The 15,865-nt window shown below is 73.3% G+C and carries 12 protein-coding genes; 8 read left to right on the forward strand and 4 right to left on the reverse strand.

The features are described from left to right. Nucleotides 1-222 precede the first annotated feature (222 nt). Both QJS33_RS06775 and QJS33_RS06780 read right to left on the reverse strand, forming a co-directional pair. Nucleotides 223-1,461 (reverse strand): family 16 glycosylhydrolase, encoded by a 1,239-nt coding sequence (locus tag QJS33_RS06775; protein ID WP_372339604.1) that lies wholly within the window; start codon nucleotides 1,459-1,461, stop codon nucleotides 223-225. Between the two features lie 329 nt (nucleotides 1,462-1,790). Beyond that, nucleotides 1,791-2,588: a siderophore-interacting protein gene (locus QJS33_RS06780; RefSeq protein WP_306366992.1), complete on the reverse strand. Its 798-nt coding sequence runs from the start codon at nucleotides 2,586-2,588 to the stop codon at nucleotides 1,791-1,793. A 300-nt stretch (nucleotides 2,589-2,888) separates the two neighbouring features. On the opposite strand from QJS33_RS06780, the gene QJS33_RS06785 reads away from it, so the two are divergent. From QJS33_RS06785 to mshC, 3 genes are all read left to right on the forward strand, one after another. Next, complete coding sequence (locus tag QJS33_RS06785; protein WP_306366993.1) at nucleotides 2,889-3,254, forward strand: hypothetical protein; 366 nt, start codon at nucleotides 2,889-2,891, stop codon at nucleotides 3,252-3,254. A gap of 337 nt (nucleotides 3,255-3,591) precedes the next feature. Next, nucleotides 3,592-3,783, forward strand: a complete 192-nt coding sequence (locus tag QJS33_RS06790) for a hypothetical protein (protein WP_306366994.1) — start codon at nucleotides 3,592-3,594, stop codon at nucleotides 3,781-3,783. Nucleotides 3,784-3,911: 128 nt separating this feature from the next. Continuing rightward, entirely contained in the window at nucleotides 3,912-5,135 is a 1,224-nt protein-coding gene (gene mshC, locus QJS33_RS06795; protein WP_306366995.1) for a cysteine--1-D-myo-inosityl 2-amino-2-deoxy-alpha-D-glucopyranoside ligase, read from the forward strand. Between the two features lie 440 nt (nucleotides 5,136-5,575). Here the strand turns inward: mshC and QJS33_RS06800 are convergent, their stop codons facing one another. Then, the gene (locus QJS33_RS06800) at nucleotides 5,576-6,142 is read right to left on the reverse strand and encodes a hypothetical protein (protein ID WP_306366996.1); all 567 of its coding nucleotides are present in this window, start codon (nucleotides 6,140-6,142) and stop codon (nucleotides 5,576-5,578) included. Nucleotides 6,143-6,436: 294 nt separating this feature from the next. Between QJS33_RS06800 and QJS33_RS06805 the strand changes: the two genes are divergently transcribed. The 3 genes from QJS33_RS06805 (at nucleotide 6,437) to QJS33_RS06815 (ending at nucleotide 9,935) form a co-directional block, all read left to right on the forward strand. After that, nucleotides 6,437-7,360: a hypothetical protein gene (locus QJS33_RS06805; RefSeq protein WP_306366997.1), complete on the forward strand. Its 924-nt coding sequence runs from the start codon at nucleotides 6,437-6,439 to the stop codon at nucleotides 7,358-7,360. Between the two features lie 179 nt (nucleotides 7,361-7,539). Beyond that, the gene (locus QJS33_RS06810) at nucleotides 7,540-9,336 is read left to right on the forward strand and encodes a trehalase-like domain-containing protein (RefSeq protein WP_306366998.1); all 1,797 of its coding nucleotides are present in this window, start codon (nucleotides 7,540-7,542) and stop codon (nucleotides 9,334-9,336) included. Nucleotides 9,337-9,521: 185 nt separating this feature from the next. Further along, entirely contained in the window at nucleotides 9,522-9,935 is a 414-nt protein-coding gene (locus tag QJS33_RS06815) for an ABATE domain-containing protein (protein WP_306366999.1), read from the forward strand. 110 nt (nucleotides 9,936-10,045) lie between these two features. Here QJS33_RS06815 and QJS33_RS06820 read toward each other — a convergent pair whose 3' ends face one another. Next, the gene (locus QJS33_RS06820) at nucleotides 10,046-10,882 is read right to left on the reverse strand and encodes a PAC2 family protein (protein WP_306367000.1); all 837 of its coding nucleotides are present in this window, start codon (nucleotides 10,880-10,882) and stop codon (nucleotides 10,046-10,048) included. 438 nt (nucleotides 10,883-11,320) lie between these two features. On the opposite strand from QJS33_RS06820, the gene metH reads away from it, so the two are divergent. Together metH and QJS33_RS06830 are read left to right on the forward strand one after the other, a co-directional pair. After that, nucleotides 11,321-14,794: a methionine synthase gene (gene metH, locus QJS33_RS06825; protein WP_306367001.1), complete on the forward strand. Its 3,474-nt coding sequence runs from the start codon at nucleotides 11,321-11,323 to the stop codon at nucleotides 14,792-14,794. A 355-nt stretch (nucleotides 14,795-15,149) separates the two neighbouring features. Then, a complete protein-coding gene (locus tag QJS33_RS06830) occupies nucleotides 15,150-15,842 on the forward strand; it encodes an HAD family phosphatase (protein ID WP_306367002.1) in 693 nt (230 codons plus the stop codon). Nucleotides 15,843-15,865 lie beyond the last annotated feature (23 nt).

Consider the following 15,865-nt stretch of genomic DNA (forward strand, 5'->3'; position numbering starts at 1 on the left):
ACCTCGTTCGACTCCAGAGCCCCGGAGGTGACGGCGCGCTGGTCGGCGATTCGCTCTTGTTGGAACAACCGGTGTTCCCACACCACTCCACGGGGCGTGACCGACGCGGCGGTACGGACCCCGGAAAGGGTGCGGCCCGCCGGTGGGGAAGACCGGCGGGCCGCACGATTCCGAGGGGGTCACGGGTGCGCCCCGGGGCGGGTCGGGGCGCGGGTCAGGGGGTCAGGGCAGGTTCCAGCGCTGGACGGCGCTGCCGTCGCAGTCCGCGATCTCGGTGCGGGTCCCGTCGGTCTGCACCCGGCCGACCGGTTGCAGGCAGCGCCCCGACTGCGGGTTGCGCAGCCCCTGGCCGCCGGTGTGCGTCCACTGCTGGGCGCCGGTCCCGTTGCAGGTCCACAGCTGGACCCGGGTGCCCGCGGCGGTGCCGCCGCCCGCCACGTCCAGGCACCGGTCGTAGGCGCGGACGGTGCCGTCGGAGCCCACCGTCCACTGCTGGGCCTGGTTCCCGTTGCAGTTCGCGAGCTGGATCGGGGTGCCGTCGGCGTTGGCCGCGCCCGCCACGTCCAGGCAGATCCCGTTGGAGGCGGTGATGGTGCCGGTGCCGCCGCCTCCGCCGTCGAGGGAGTACACGCGCACGTAGTCCACCAGCATCTGCTGCGGGAACCGCGTGCTGCCGTCGGGGTAGCCGGGCCAGTTCCCGCCGACGGCCACGTTGAGGATCATGAAGAACGGCTGGTCGAACACCCACGGGTCGCCGCCGGTGTCGGCGGGGGTGATGGAGTGGTAGACGTCGCCGTCCACCGACCAGGTGATGGAGCCGGGGCGCCAGTCGACGGCGAAGGTGTGGAAGTCGTCGGCGAACGACCAGCCCTGCGGGTGCATGTAGGAGCCGCTGATGCCCTCGCCGCCGGAGTAGCCGGGGCCGTGGACGGTGCCGTGGACCAGGTGGGGTTCGCGGCCGATGTTCTCCATGATGTCGATCTCGCCGGAGTTCGGCCACGGGGTGCCGGGGAAGTCGCCGCCGAGCATCCAGAAGGCGGGCCAGATGCCCTGGCCGCGCGGGATCTTGATGCGGGCCTCGACCCGGCCGAAGTGCGGCTGGACCTTGTTCCGGGTGGTCATCCGGGCCGAGGTGTAGCTCCCGTCGGCCTCGCGGCGCGCGGTGATGACGAGGTTGCCGTTGCCGTCCAGGGCCGAGTTGGCGCGGCTGTTCGTGTAGTTCTGGAGTTCGTTGTTGCCCCAGCCGTGGTCGCCGGTCTCGTGGTTCCAGTTCGCGGCGGAGGGAGCGCTCCCAGAGGCACCGTTGAACTCGTCGGACCAGATCAGCGCGGCCTGCGCGGTGGCGGCCGGTTCGGCCTCGGCGGGGGCGGGGGCGGCGGCGGAGGTGCCGGGGACCAGGAGGGCCAGGGCGGCCACGGCCGCCGTGACGGACAGGGGGGTGCGGAATCGTCTGGTGCGCATGCGCGTACTCCGGGGGGTGGTCCCGCCCCGGGGGGGCGGGGAGCGGACGGAGCGGTCGCGCCGCCGGGGCGCGACCATGGCGACCGAGCGCGGTCGCCGGGTGACCCACTGAATCGTAAAGTGACTTTACGTTTAGTTAAGGCCCCGGAACAAGAGGTGGGACCCGATCTCTTGGGGGTCGTGTTCCCGCCGGTCAGGTCCGATCCCCCGGGTCGTGCTCCGCCCGGGCCCGGTTCCGCCCGGGTCGTGCTCCACCCGGTGCGGGTGTCATCCGGCCGTGTTCCGCCCGGGCCCGGGCGGACCGCCCGGGCCGCCCCGCGGCGTGTGCGTCACTTGTAGGCGGCCGCCCCGTGCCGCCAGTACCCGATGAACGAGATGTGCGTCTTGGGCACCCCGCGCCCGCGCACCAGCTCCCGGCGCAGCCCCGTCGGCAGGGCCCGCTCCCCGGCCAGGAAGCAGTACGGGGTCCCCGCGGGCAGGTCCGCCGCCAGCACCGTCCGCAGCGCCAGCTCGCCGGGCACGCCACCGCCGCCGTCGCGCGGCAGCCAGTGCAGGTTCACGCCCTCGGGGACCTCGACCTCGCGGACGTCGGCGGACTCGGGGACCTCCAGGAACACCTCGGCGCGCAGGTCCCGCGGGGCCCGCTCGACGATCGACAGCAGCGCCGGCACCGCGCTCTCGTCGCCCACCAGCAGCTGCCAGTCGGCGTCCTCGGGCGGCAGGTAGTAGTACCCCTCGGCGAACAGGCCGGCCTCGTCGCCCTCCTTCGCGTTCAGCGCCCAGCCGGAGGCGGGGGCCTCGGAGCCGTGCACCGCGAACTCGATGTCCAGCTCCAGGCGCTCGGCGTCGAACCGGCGGGGCGTGTAGTTGCGGAAGAGCGGCTTCTCCGCGGAGGGCATCAGGTAGTACTTCGCGATCCAGCCGTTGCCCGCGGCCTGGGGCAGCCGCAGTCGCTGCTGGCCCTCCCGGGGCAGGAACAGCCGTGCGCACTGGTCCAGGCCCAGGAACTCGAAGTCCGCGAGCTCCTCGCCGCCCAGGGTCACGGTGATGAAGTTCGGGGTGGTCCGCTCGGTGCGGACGACGCGGGCGCGGACCATGGCGCGGCGCTCGGGGTTGCGGATCTTCATGGGGCCGTCTCTCTATCTCCCGGCGGAGGGGTGGGGGCGGGCGCCCGCAGGGGAGCCCGGTCGCGGTTAGGTTAGCCTACCCAACTCTTGGCCGGGGTTTCGGGGAGGCCGCTCCGGGGAACCGGTAGGGGACCCGGCCAGGCGGTCGCCACAAAAAACCCCCGAAAGAATTCCGAAACCGCGTCATAGGCGATCCGCGTGAACGTATTGAGGGTGAACCGAAAACCCGGACGCTGCGTCAATCCGCACGAGGAGTGCACCGCACGCCCGAGTCAGCCGTCCCCCATGGAAGGACCGCCGATGAGCGCCACCCCCGCCCCCGACCAGCCCTACCAGCGTCCCGTCGACCCGGCCGGCCTGGTCGGCCGCTGGGTCCGCGTGGACGACCGGAACCCCGCCTCCGTCGGGGTCCTCGACCACGCCCGGCGGGCCGCCGGGAGCACCGGCTGGGAGTGGGAGCTGCGCACGTCCGAGGGCGTGGTCTCGGGGCACGGCCCGCTGGCGGCCCGGCCCCTGACCGACCCGGCCGACCTGCGCTCGGCCCGCCGCAGAATGCGCGCGGAGCTGGCCGACCTGGCGGAGTTCGGCGTCCCGGGGGACCCGGCCCTGGTGCGGGCCGCCGACGACCTGGACCTCCTGGAGCTGGAGGCCGCGGCCCGGCCCTGAGCCGGGTGTTCCGCCCGCTCGGAACAGGCGCATTCCGGGCGGGTGTCGTCCCCGGCCCCTCGGGTCGGGTTTCGGACGGTCCCGGCTCCGAAGGGGACACCGAGGCCGTCCCGGCCGAAAGCCGTGATCTCCCTGCCATTCGTCACTCTGGTCACGGAAATGGACAGGTCAGACGTACGAGTACCTGTGGGTACTCCGCACCAATGGCGGCTGTCACACTCCCGGTCGTCGGCGCGTGACAACCCCCTGCGTGACCGGTGCGTCTCTGTCAGAGACGGTGTCCACACCGTCACACGCGCACCATGGAACGACGTGCGTACGGCAGGGGGAGACTGGGATGGAGGGACGCAACGGCGTTCTCATGGAGACCGGGGCCTACTGGCTCCTCTACGTGGTCTCCGTCTGCGGCACGCTGATGCACTGGAGGCTGGGCAACGAGGTACTGGCGGCGATCTGCGGGGCGGCCGCCGTGCTGGCGGCACTGCGCATCGCGGCCCGGCACCGCGACGACCTCGCCGCGCACCGCTGACCGCGTCCGCCCACGGCCGAACCCCGCGCCCCCGCCGCAGATTCCCCGCTCCCGTGGGGGGATCATCACCGTGGACGCCGCCCCTCCCCGGGCGTTCGCCGACCCGGTGTCCGGATAGTCTTCCCGGTATGCGTTCTTGGTCTGCGCCTGACATCGTCCCCTTGCCCGGTACCGGCGGTCCCCTGCGTCTCCACGACACGGCCACCGGTCGGATACAGGAGACCGCCCCGGGCCCCCGGGCGGGGATGTACGCCTGCGGCATCACCCCCTACGACGCGGCACACCTGGGCCACGCTTTCACCTACCTGACCTTCGACCTGGTCAACCGGGTGTGGCGCGACGCCGGACACGACGTGAACTACGTGCAGAACACCACCGACATCGACGACCCGCTGCTGGAGCGGGCCGAGGCCATCGGCGTCGACTGGCGAGACCTCGCCCACCGCGAGATCGACGTCTTCCGCGACGACATGGCCGCCCTGCGCATCATCCCCCCGACCTCCTACGTCGGCGTGGTCGAGTCGGTCGACCTCATCAGCGACCTGGCCGCCCGCATCCGCGACACCGGCGCCGCCTACGACCTCGACGGCGACCTGTACTTCTCCGTCGCCGAGGCCGACCACTTCGGCGAGATCGGCCACCTGGACCGGGCCGCGATGCTCGACCTGTTCGGGCAGCGCGGCGGCGACCCCGGCCGCCCCGGCAAGAAGGACCCGCTCGACTGGCTGCTGTGGCGCGCCGAGCGGCCGGGCGAGCCCGCCTGGGCGAGCCCGCTGGGGCGGGGCCGTCCGGGCTGGCACATCGAGTGCAGCGCCATCGCCCTGGACCGGCTGGGCCCGAACTTCGACCTCAACGGCGGCGGCAACGACCTGATCTTCCCCCACCACGAGATGGGCGCGGCCGAGACCCGCTGTATCACCGGCGGCCCCAACGCCCGCGCCCACCTGCACGTGGGCATGGTCGGCCTGGACGGCGAGAAGATGTCCAAGTCGCTGGGCAACCTGGTCTTCGTGTCCAAGCTGCGCGAGCAGGGGGTGGAGCCGGCGGTGATCCGCCTGGCCATGCTCACCCACCACTACCGGGACGCCTGGGAGTGGACCGACGACCACCTGCCCGAGGCCCACGCCCGCGCCGAGCGCTGGCGTGCCGCGTTCGCCCTGGGCGCGGCCCCCGACGCCGCCCCGCTGCTGGCCGCGGTGCGCGCCGCGCTGGCCCGGGACCTGGACGCCCCGGCGGCGCTGGCCGCGGTGGACGCCTGGGCGCAGGCCGCGCTCACCGAGGGCGGCACCGACACCGCCGCCCCGGCGCTGGCCCGCGCCACCGTCGACACCCTGCTCGGCGTGGCCCTGTGACGTCCTCCCCGAGGCGGACTCGGGGATTTCCCCGGCCCCGCGGCCGTGGGCGCGGTGCACCGGGAGGCGGCGGCGACCGTCCCGGCGGACGGGCGGAGGCCGGGACCCGACCCGTCCGCGGCCCTCGGACCGCGATGGTGCCCCACCGGGTGGTGTGACCTCGTTCGGCTCCAGAGCCCCAGAGGTGACGGCGTGCTGGTCGGCGATTTGTTCTTGCTCGAACAACCGTTGTTCTCACACCACTCCACGGGACACGACCCGGGCCGCAACACGCCCGGACAGGGGCGCGGGGACGGGGCCTCGGCGCCGCACGCCCGGTACCGCGCCCGCGGCCCGGCCGGACGTCCGGCCGGGCCGCGGTGTGTTCGGGACGGCGGTCGGGGCCCGCACCGGGTTCCCCGTTCGGGAGCGCTCCCGGAAAGTGGTGCGGGCCCGCCGGGTCAGCGGCCGATGGTCCAGGGTCCGTTGGCCCGGATGTGCAGGTAGGCGACCTCTTCGGGAGTGGCGCCGATCAGCACGTCGGTCAGCGTGACGCTCCCCTCGTAGACGCCGATCTCGTTGACGATGCTCCCGAGGCCCTCCCCGCCCTCGCTGTAGGGGGAGATGATGAAGTTGCCGGTGCCCGAGTGGGTGAGCTCCAGGACCGTGGCGGTCGAAGCCGTCCAGTCGAGCCGGTAGAACGCCTCCCCGGACCCGCTGAGCCAGTAGTTGTCCTCGGCCCAGGCCTGGGCCTGGGAGGCGTCCATGGGCAGACCGCCCGCGGTGTCGGTGTCCCCGGTGTCGGGGGTGTCCGCGACCGGGCTCTCCCCGCCCTGCTCGGTGGCGTCCGGTTCGGCGTCCGCGGTCGGCTCGGTCGTCGCGGACTCCTCTCCGTCGATCGGCTCCAGCTCACCGACCGAGAAGGAGCACGAGGTCAGGGCCGTGGCGAGAGTGAGGGAGGCGATCGCGGCGGCCGCCCGGGCGAGCACGGTACCGGTGGGGGAGGGGAAGGTGATGCTGCGGTTCATCAGGGGTTTCCCAGCGTAGATGCGAGTGGGTCCGCTTCTCCCACCCGCCCCGGCGTTCGGTGCCGGAGTGAAGCGGGGGAAGTCGTTCTCCCATGGGACGCCGCCTTTCCCCGGCGGGTTCCGCTCACCCGCGAGCAGGGACCGGGGCCCGTCCGGTGCCCGGCGCCCGGGGGTGCGGGCGGTCGCGCGGACGCCGGGGGAATCCCCGCCGGAACGGCGGTGAACCGGGCATTCGGCATCCCCCGCGGGGAACCCGGGCCCGGAAACGTCGGTGGGCGCTGCCACGATCCAGGCATGAGCACAGGAATCGACGTACTCGCCGCCACCGACTGGAAGAGGACCTGCCACGCCTACGGGCCGGGTACCGACGTGCCCGAGCACCTGTCCCTCCTGCTCTCCGACGACCCGGCCGACCACGCCCGGGCCCTGGACCACCTCTACTCCGCGGTGATCCACCAGGGCACCGTCTACTCGGCGACCGTTCCGGCGGCCCGGTACGTCGCCGGGATCCTGGCCGACCCGCGGCTGGACGCACCGGTCGACGGGGCGCCCCTGCGGGCGCGCCTGCTCGGCTTCCTGCGCCACGCCGCCGGGGGGATCGCCGGCCACCTGTACGAGCCCGCGCCCCCGGTTCTGGACGAGGCCGAACGCGACCGGATCTACGCGGCCATGGCCTCCGACGACGAGGACGAGGTCATCGACGTCTGGGAGGACGAGGCCATCGAATCCCTCATGTACCACGAGGCGGGGGTGGCCCTGCGCGACGCCGCCCCGGAGCTGTACGCGGCGGTGCACCCCCACCTCACCCACCCCGACCGGCTCACCCGTATCCACGCGGTGGAGGCGGCGGGGGCCATTGCCCACCTGGGCGGGCCGGCCCCGGACCTGTCGGGGGCGGCCGACATGGCCGAGACCCGGGACGAGGGCGCGGTCATCGTCCTGGTGCTGGGGGAGACCGGCGGAGACACCACGGAGTTCCTCACCCACGCCGACCCGGCGATCCGGGCCTGCGCGGCGCTCGCCCCGGGGCAGCGGGGGAACCCGGACGCGCTCGCCGAACTGCTGGAGGCCGTGCGCGACCCGGAGGCGGCCCAGGGGTGGTTCGAGCGGTGCCCCGAGCGCTTCGCCGTTCCCGGGAGGGTGCGTTCCGTCCTCATGCGCGAGGCCGTCAGCCGCTGCGGGCCGGACGCCGTCGAGCGGGTGCTCGCCACCCCCTGACCAGCCGGGTTCCGGGTCCGGTGCACGTGCAGATGCTTCGCACCTTAAGACTTCCTTAGCCGACCCATAAGGTCACGTGAAACCACTGCCCTGTCCGATTCCTCCTGATCTACGTTTGTTTCGCCGGTCGGCTCCGACCGGGTTCCCACAGACAGACGGAGGTGGCAGAGGTGGCCCTCATGCAGGGTGTCGAAGCGTTCCACGGGGAGCCGGGCCTCCTCGGCCCGGAGGCACTCCCCACCGATGTGCGCCGTCGGGTGTCGGCGCTGGCCCGTACCCCCCGGCTGCTGGTCGCCTGCGACTACGACGGCGCCCTGGCCCCCCTGGACACCGACCACCGCCCCGACCGCCGCCCCCTGCCCGAAGCCGTCCGCGCCCTGCGCGAGCTGGCCGAACTCCCCGGCACCGTGTGCGCGGTCATCTCCGCCCGCCCCCTGCGCGACCTGGCCGCCCTGTCCCGCCTGCCCGGCGAGGTCCGCCTGGTCGGCGCGCACGGCACCGAGTTCGACACCGACCTGGCCGCGGACCCCTCCGCGCACGGCAAGGCCGAGGCCCTGGAGGTGCTGCGCGACCGGACCGACGCCACCGCCGTGCTGTACATGGGCGGCGGCGACGGCGAGGAACCGGTGTTCCTGCACCTGTCCGGCGCCGACGCCGGCATCCGGGTCGGGGACGCGGACGCGCCCTCGGTGGCCGCCCACCGGGTCGCCGACACCCCGGCCGCCGCCCAGCTGCTGGCGCTGCTGGCCGCCGAGCGCCGCTCCTGGGTGTTCGGCGAGCGCCCCACCCCGATCGAGCGCATGTCGCTGCTGTCCGACCGGGCCTCGGTGGCCCTGGTGGGCCCCGATGCCCGCCTGCTGTGGCTGTGCCACCCCGAACCCGACTCCCCGGCCCTGTTCGCCGAGCTGCTGGGCGGGCGCTCGGCGGGGGTGTTCGCGATCGCCCCCGCCCACCGGGGCCTGCCCCTGGGGCAGCGCTACGAGCCGGGCACCATGACGGTGCGCACCCGGTTCTCCCGGCTGGAGGTCATCGACTACCTGGCCGCCGGCGCCGTCCTGCGCGAGGCCGGGCCGGCCGCGGCCGCCCTGGTGGCGGCCGCGGCGGTGGCCGTGCTCGCCGCGGTCGCCGCGGCCGACCGGCTCAGCGTGCCCGCCCGCCGGGCGCTGCACGCCCTGGCGATGACGGCGGTGGCCATCGGGGCGGGGCGGCTCAACGCCCGCGTCCGGGTGCGCGGACCGCGCGACCTGGTCGTGCTGGGCAACTCCATCAACACGATCGGCGAGCACGTCCAGGAACTCCTCGCCAAGGAACGGGAGATGGTCGCCGACGTCTCCCACCGGCTGCGCACCCCCCTGACCGCACTGCGGCTGGACGCCGAACTCCTGCCCGGGGCGGAGGGGGAGCGCATCCGGGAGGCGGTCAGCGCCCTGGAACGGGACGTGGACGAGATCATCCGCAACGCGCGCCCGCGCCCCGACGTGCTCACCGCGGAACTGGAGTCCGACCTGGTCGCGGTGGTGCGCGAGCGGATGGGGTTCTGGTCCGTGTTCGGCGAGGACCAGGGCCGCGAGGTGGAGGTGGACCTGCCCGACACCCCGGCGCGGGTGGCACTGCCCCCGCAGGAGTGCGCGGCGGTGCTCGACGCCCTGGTCGGCAACGTGTTCCGGCACACCCCGGCGGGGAGCCCGCTGGCGGTGACCGTGGTCCGCCACGCCGGGTGGGTGACGCTCATCGTGGAGGACGCCGGGCCGGGGTTCGCCGACCCGGCGGCGGCGCTGCGCCGGGGGGCCAGCGGCGGCGGGTCCACCGGGCTGGGTCTGGACATCGTCCGCAACGCCGTCGAGGCCATCCGCGGCACGGTCCACCTGGAACGGGGACGGCTGGGCGGGGCGCGGGTGCGGGCCCGGTTCGCCGAGGCGGGGGTCCCGCACGCGGCCGAGCCGCCGCGGGCGTGGCGGCTGCGGCGCTCGGGCTGATCGCACTCTCGGAACCGGCTGGTCGGGAACCCGGTTTCGGACTGGAGTGAAACCGCGGACATCTCGGGTGCGCAGGGGGTGTTCGTCCGGTTTCGGGGCGATGTGAACGCGGTCGGTGACCACCTGTGGCCAACAGCCCCGCCGTTCCCCGGAATCCGCTACCGAAGCGTGGTGGGATACCCCCCATGAAGACGCAGCCCCAATCCCCCGCACGACTCAGTCCCGCGGCCGAGCTCATCGCCGCCTTCGTCTCGACCGGCGCCGCCCTGGGCGACCGGGCCGACCTGGCGCACTTCCTGCGCGCCCACCGCCTGGCCGCCGAGGGGGCCATCCCCATCACCCTGGCCGACCTGGACGAGGCCATCGCCCTGCGCGAGGGCATCCGCGCCGTCCTGGACCCGGCCGCCGAACCCGACCAGGAGGCGCTGGCCCGCGGCCAGAAGGTGCTGGACGGCCTGCGCGTCACCGTGCGCCTACAGCCCTCCCGAGAGCAGCTGGCCCCGGCCGTCGTGGACGAGGTCCGCCGCGGCCTGGCCCGCATCGCCGGCGCCTGGGCCGCCGTGCTCGCCAACGGCGAGTGGCGCCACCTGCGCGGGTAGGCCCCGCCCACCGGACCCGAGGCGCCCCGGCGGGCGCCGGTGGCCACCGGGTGCCCGGGGACACGGCGAAGGGGCGGACGCGGACCCCGCCCGCCCCTCCCCGAGACCGCTCAGTCGTCGTCGCGGCGGCGCAGGTAGCGCTCGAACTCGCGGGCGATCGCGTCGCCGGAGGCCTCCGGCAGCTCGGCCGTGTCCTTGGCCTCCTCCAGGCCCCGCACGTAGGAGGCGATGTCCTCGTCCTCGGCGGTCAGGTCGTTGACCCCCGCCTCCCAGGACACCGCGTCGTCGGGCAGCGAGCCCAGCGGCACCTTGACGTCCAGGAAGTCCTCCACCCAGGCCAGCAGCGCCAGGGTCGCCTTGGGGCAGGGCGGCTGCGCCACGTAGTGGGGGATGGCCGCCCACAGCGACACCGCCTCGGTCCCGGCCGCGGAGAACGCCTCGTGCACCACGCCCACGACGCCGGTCGGCCCCGAGTAGGTGGTGGCGTCCAGGCCCATCTCCGCGCCCAGTTCGCGCGGCGACGCCATGCCCGTGACCGGGATCGGCCGCGTGTGCGGAGCGTCCGCCAACAGGGACCCCAGCAGCACCGCGCGCCGCACGCCCAGTTCCCGGGCGATGGACAGCAGGTCGGCGGCGTAGGACCGCCACCGCATGTTCGGCTCGGGCCCGGTGACCAGAACCACATCGCGCCCGCCCGGCATGCGCGCCACCCGTACCCGGGTGGTGGGCCACTCGACCGGACCGACCTGCCCGTCGACGACCGTCAGCCGCGGCCGCGTCACCTGGAAGTCGTAGTAGTCGTCGGGCGCCATGGAGCACAACTCCTGGGCGTCCCACTCCCGGGCCAGGTGCTCCACGGCCAGGCTCGCGGCCTCGCCCGCGTCGTTCCAGCCCTCGAACGCAGCCACCAGCACCGGGTCCACGAGATCCCGGGTGAGCTTGGTCATTCGGCGGCCCCTTCCTGCACACGAACGCAGTCCACACTACGGGGTGGCACCCTGCGGAGGGAACGGTTATTCACAGTGCGCACGCTCTCGCACCGGCTCCGGGCCTCCGCCACTCCCGGACACCATGTAAGACGACCATCTCAGGTAGCGAAACGGCCGATGTTGTAGCCTCGGTGCAGCGACTGATCCGGACACAGTTGTCCCCGGCCGCATCGACCCGACCGCACCACGGACGGGTCCAGTGAGCGACCAGCCCGGCGGCCTCGCCGCCACCGCTCCACGGGTCCGACCGAGCCCGCCACTGCTCGGTACGCGACCACGGGACGGGGAGAGCCGGACTGCACCGGCACGGGCACCCCGGTAGACACCGCGTGAACACGGGGAACGGGGGGTCGATCACCGGATCCCCCGGGTGCCCCGAGATTAGAGTTGCGGAATATGAAAGCTCGCCTGACCTTCCGTGAAGCGCTTTCCCAGCGAGTCGTCGTGGCGGACGGCGCGATGGGGACCATGCTCCAGGCGCACGATCTCGACCTGGACCAGTTCCAAGGGCACGAGGGATGCAACGACATCCTCAACATCACCCGACCGGACATCGTCCACGACACCCACGCCGCCTTCCTGGCGGCGGGGTCGGACTGTGTCGAGACCAACACCTTCTCCGCGAACTACGGCGGCCTCTTCGAGTACGGCATCGAGGACCGCACCTACGAGATCGCGGAGGCCGGCGCCCGCATCGCCCGTGAGGCCGCCGACGCCCACTCCACCGCCGACCAGCCCCGCTACGTGCTGGGCTCGGTGGGTCCGGGCACCAAGCTGCCGACCCTCGGCCACGCCCCCTACGCCCTCCTGCGCGACCACTACGAGCAGTGCGCCCGCGGCCTCATCGACGGCGGTGCGGACGCCGTCCTGATCGAGACCTGCCAGGACCTGCTCCAGGTCAAGGCCGCCGTGGTCGGCGCCAACCGGGCGCGCAGAGCACTGGGCCGCGACGTCCCGGTCATCGCCCAGGTCACCATCGAGACCACCGGCACCATGCTCATGGGCTCGGAGATCGGCGCCGCGCTGACCTCCCTGGAGCCACTGGGCATCGACATGATCGGCCTCAACTGCGCCACCGGCCCGGTCGAGATGAGCGAGCACCTGCGCTACCTGTCGCACTACTCGCGGCTGCCGATCTCCTGCATGCCCAACGCGGGCCTGCCCCAGCTGGGCCCCGACGGCGCCGTTTACTCCCTCACCCCGAAGGAACTGGCCGACGCCCACGACACCTTCACCTCCGAGTTCGGCCTGAGCCTGGTCGGCGGCTGCTGCGGCACCACCCCCGAGCACCTGCGCCAGGTCGCCGAACGGGTGCAGGGCCGCGGCATCAAGAACCGCAGGCCGATCCTGGAGGCCGCGGCCTCCTCCCTCTACCAGAGCGTCCCCTTCCGCCAGGACGCCAGCTACCTGGCCATCGGCGAGCGCACCAACGCCAACGGGTCCAAGAAGTTCCGCGAGGCGATGCTCGCCGAGGACTGGGACGGCTGCGTGGAGATGGCCCGCGACCAGATCCGCGACGGCGCCCACCTGCTCGACCTCAACATCGACTACGTCGGCCGGGACGGCGTGCGCGACATGCGCGAGCTGGCCTCCCGGATGGCCACCTCCTCCACCCTGCCGATCATGCTCGACTCCACCGAGCCCCCGGTGCTGGAGGCCGGGCTGGAGGCGCTGGGCGGGCGCGCCGTCGTCAACTCCGTCAACTACGAGGACGGCGACGGCCCCGACTCCCGGTTCACCCGGATCATGACCCTGGTCAAGGAGCACGGCGCCGCCGTCGTGGGCCTGTGCATCGACGAGGAGGGACAGGCCCGCACCGCCGAGTGGAAGGTCCGGGTGGCCTCCCGCCTCATCGACCAGATCACCGGGGAATGGGGGATGCGCACCAGTGACATCATCATCGACTGCCTCACCTTCCCCATCACCACCGGCCAGGAGGAGACCCGGCGCGACGGCATCGAGACGCTGGACGCCATCCGCGAGCTCAAGCGCCGCTACCCCGAGGTCCAGACCACCCTGGGCCTGTCCAACCTGTCCTTCGGCGTCAACCCCGCCGCCCGCATCGTGCTGAACTCCGCGTTCCTCAACGAGGCGGTCCAGGCGGGCCTGGACTCGGCGATCGTGCACGCCTCCAAGATCGTGCCGATCAACCAGATCCCCGAGGACCAGCTCAAGGTCGCCCTCGACCTCATCTACGACCGCCGCGAGGGCGACTACGACCCGCTCTCCCGGTTCATGGAGATGTTCGAGGGCGTCGACGCCAAGTCCATGAAGGCCTCCCGCGCCGAGGAACTGGCCGCCCTGCCGCTGTGGGAACGCCTGGAGCGGCGCATCATCGACGGCGAGCTCACCGGCATCGAGGCCGACCTCGACGAGGCGCTGGAACAGCGCCCCGCCCTGGCGATCGTCAACGACACCCTCCTCGCGGGCATGAAGACCGTCGGCGAGCTGTTCGGCTCGGGCCAGATGCAGCTGCCGTTCGTGCTCAAGTCCGCCGAGGTCATGAAGTCCGCCGTCGCCTACCTCGAACCCCACATGGAGAAGACCGACGCCGACGGCAAGGGCCGCATCGTCCTGGCCACGGTCAAGGGCGACGTCCACGACATCGGCAAGAACCTCGTCGACATCATCCTGTCCAACAACGGCTACGACGTCGTCAACATCGGCATCAAGCAGCCGGTGTCGGCGATCCTGGAGGCGGCCGAGCGCGAGCGCGCCGACGTCATCGGGATGTCCGGGCTGCTGGTCAAGTCCACGGTGATCATGAAGGAGAACCTGGAGGAGATGAACTCCCGGGGCATCTCCGAGCAGTTCCCCGTCCTGCTGGGCGGCGCCGCGCTCACCCGCTCCTACGTGGAGCAGGACCTGGCCGAGGTGTTCGACGGCCAGGTCCGGTACGCCAAGGACGCCTTCGAGGGCCTGCGCCTGATGGACGCCTTCATGGCGGTCAAGCGCGGCGAGGAGGGCGCCGCGCTGCCCGAGCTGCGCCAGCGGCGGGTCAAGCGGGGCGCCGCCCTGAAGGTCACCGAGCCCGAGGAGATGCCCGCCCGCAGCGACGTGGCCACCGACAACCCGGTGCCGGTGCCGCCGTTCTTCGGCGACCGGATCAGCAAGGGCATCCCGCTGGCGGACTACGCCGCGTTCCTGGACGAGCGCGCCACCTTCATGGGCCAGTGGGGGCTCAAGGCCGCCCGCGGCGGCGGGGGCCCCTCCTACGAGGAGCTGGTGGAGACCGAGGGCCGCCCGCGCATGCGGATGTGGCTGGACCGCATCCAGACCGACGGCCTGCTGGAGGCCGCGGTCGTGCACGGCCACTTCCCCTGCTACAGCGAGGGGAACGACCTGGTGGTGCTGGACGAGGAGGGCCGGACCGAGCGCACCCGGTTCACCTTCCCGCGCCAGCGCCGCGACCGGCACCTGTGCCTGGCCGACTACTTCCGGCCCAAGGAGTCCGGGGAGCTGGACGTGGTGTCCTTCCAGGTGGTGACCGTCGGGTCGGCGATCAGCCGGGCCACCGCGGAGCTGTTCGAGAAGAACGCCTACCGCGACTACCTCGAACTGCACGGCCTGTCGGTGCAGCTCACCGAGGCGTTGGCGGAGTACTGGCACACGCGGGTCCGCGCCGAGCTGGGCTTCGGCGGCGAGGACCCGGCCGAACTGGAGGCGTTCTTCAAGCTCGGCTACCGCGGCGCCCGCTTCTCGCTGGGCTACGGTGCCTGCCCGGACCTGGAGGACCGGGCCAAGATCATGCGACTGCTGGAGCCGGAGCGGGTCGGCGTGCACCTGTCGGAGGAGTTCCAGCTGGTGCCGGAGCAGGCCACCGACGCGATCGTGGTCCACCACCCGGAGGCGACGTACTTCAACGTCTGAGCCGTCGGTTCACCGAATCCGCCGGGGCGGCGGCCGGTCCGGCCGCCGCCTCCCGCGTCCCCGGTCCGGGACCGGCGGTGGAGGCGGGGCGGCCCGGGGCGGAAGCGGGCCGTGTCCCACGGGGGCGGGGACTCCTGCGGGACGGCCCGCGGTGTGGGGCACCTCTCGGCGGATTCGCGCTTTTCGTCCCCCGCGGCGGTCCGAGAGTTCGTACGGTGGAAAGGGCGGCGACAGCCCGGCTTCACGGCCGGGCACCCCAGAGCAGCCACGATGGAGGGCCGCCCTGTCGACGACACCACCGCACCCGAGGGGAGAGCGCGGCGCGCCCGCACCACCAGGGGCCGCCGCCGAGCGCATGACCGAGACCAGCACCCCGCACCCGACCGCCGAACGCCGCCTACAGGCGGTGCTCCTGGACATGGACGGCACGCTCATCGAGAGCGAGCACCTGTGGAACGAGGCGGAGGCCGAGACGGTCGCCGAACTCGGCGGGGTGTGGACCGAACGCGACCACGAGGCCAACGTGGGCAACGCCGCCGAGCCCGTGGGCCGCTACATCATCGGGCTGACCGGCGCCGACCACCTCACCCCGCGCGACGTCGCGGACCTGCTGTACGCGCGCTTCCGCGCCAAGCTCGCGGGCGGCGCCCGGCTGCGCCCGGGGGCCAAGGAGCTGGTGCGCATGCTGTCGGCTGCCGGGGTCCCGGTGTCGCTGGTGACCTCCACCGAACGCGCGCTGGTGGCCGACGCCATCGACGGCATCGGCCTGGAGAGCTTCGACGACTCGGTGGCGGGCGACGAGGTGGCGGCCAACAAGCCCCACCCCGACCCCTACCTGCGGGCGGCCCGCCGCCTGGGCGTGGACCCCCGCCGCTGCGTCGCCTTCGAGGACTCGGTGGTGGGCGTGACCGCCGCGGCCGACGCGGGGTGCGTCACGGTCGCGGTGCCCGACCACGTCGTGATCCCGCCGCGCGAGGGCGTGGTGTTCCGCGACGACCTGGTGGGCGTGGACCTGGAGTGGCTGGAGTCCCTGGTCGCCGACCGCTGATCCGCGACCGGGGTGCGCCGTCC

Source organism: Nocardiopsis sp. CC223A, assembly GCF_030766825.1.
Classification (GTDB): domain Bacteria; phylum Actinomycetota; class Actinomycetes; order Streptosporangiales; family Streptosporangiaceae; genus Nocardiopsis.

What these genes read in the sequence shown, in the direction of transcription:
- QJS33_RS06775 (WP_372339604.1), bottom strand. Translation starts at nt 1,461, where the DNA reads ATGCGCACCAGACGATTCCGCACCCCCCTGTCCGTCACGGCGGCCGTG.
- QJS33_RS06780 (WP_306366992.1), bottom strand. Translation starts at nt 2,588, where the DNA reads ATGAAGATCCGCAACCCCGAGCGCCGCGCCATGGTCCGCGCCCGCGTC.
- QJS33_RS06785 (WP_306366993.1), top strand. Translation starts at nt 2,889, where the DNA reads ATGAGCGCCACCCCCGCCCCCGACCAGCCCTACCAGCGTCCCGTCGAC.
- QJS33_RS06790 (WP_306366994.1), top strand. Translation starts at nt 3,592, where the DNA reads ATGGAGGGACGCAACGGCGTTCTCATGGAGACCGGGGCCTACTGGCTC.
- mshC (WP_306366995.1), top strand. Translation starts at nt 3,912, where the DNA reads ATGCGTTCTTGGTCTGCGCCTGACATCGTCCCCTTGCCCGGTACCGGC.
- QJS33_RS06800 (WP_306366996.1), bottom strand. Translation starts at nt 6,142, where the DNA reads ATGAACCGCAGCATCACCTTCCCCTCCCCCACCGGTACCGTGCTCGCC.
- QJS33_RS06805 (WP_306366997.1), top strand. Translation starts at nt 6,437, where the DNA reads ATGAGCACAGGAATCGACGTACTCGCCGCCACCGACTGGAAGAGGACC.
- QJS33_RS06810 (WP_306366998.1), top strand. Translation starts at nt 7,540, where the DNA reads ATGCAGGGTGTCGAAGCGTTCCACGGGGAGCCGGGCCTCCTCGGCCCG.
- QJS33_RS06815 (WP_306366999.1), top strand. Translation starts at nt 9,522, where the DNA reads ATGAAGACGCAGCCCCAATCCCCCGCACGACTCAGTCCCGCGGCCGAG.
- QJS33_RS06820 (WP_306367000.1), bottom strand. Translation starts at nt 10,882, where the DNA reads ATGACCAAGCTCACCCGGGATCTCGTGGACCCGGTGCTGGTGGCTGCG.
- metH (WP_306367001.1), top strand. Translation starts at nt 11,321, where the DNA reads ATGAAAGCTCGCCTGACCTTCCGTGAAGCGCTTTCCCAGCGAGTCGTC.
- QJS33_RS06830 (WP_306367002.1), top strand. Translation starts at nt 15,150, where the DNA reads ATGACCGAGACCAGCACCCCGCACCCGACCGCCGAACGCCGCCTACAG.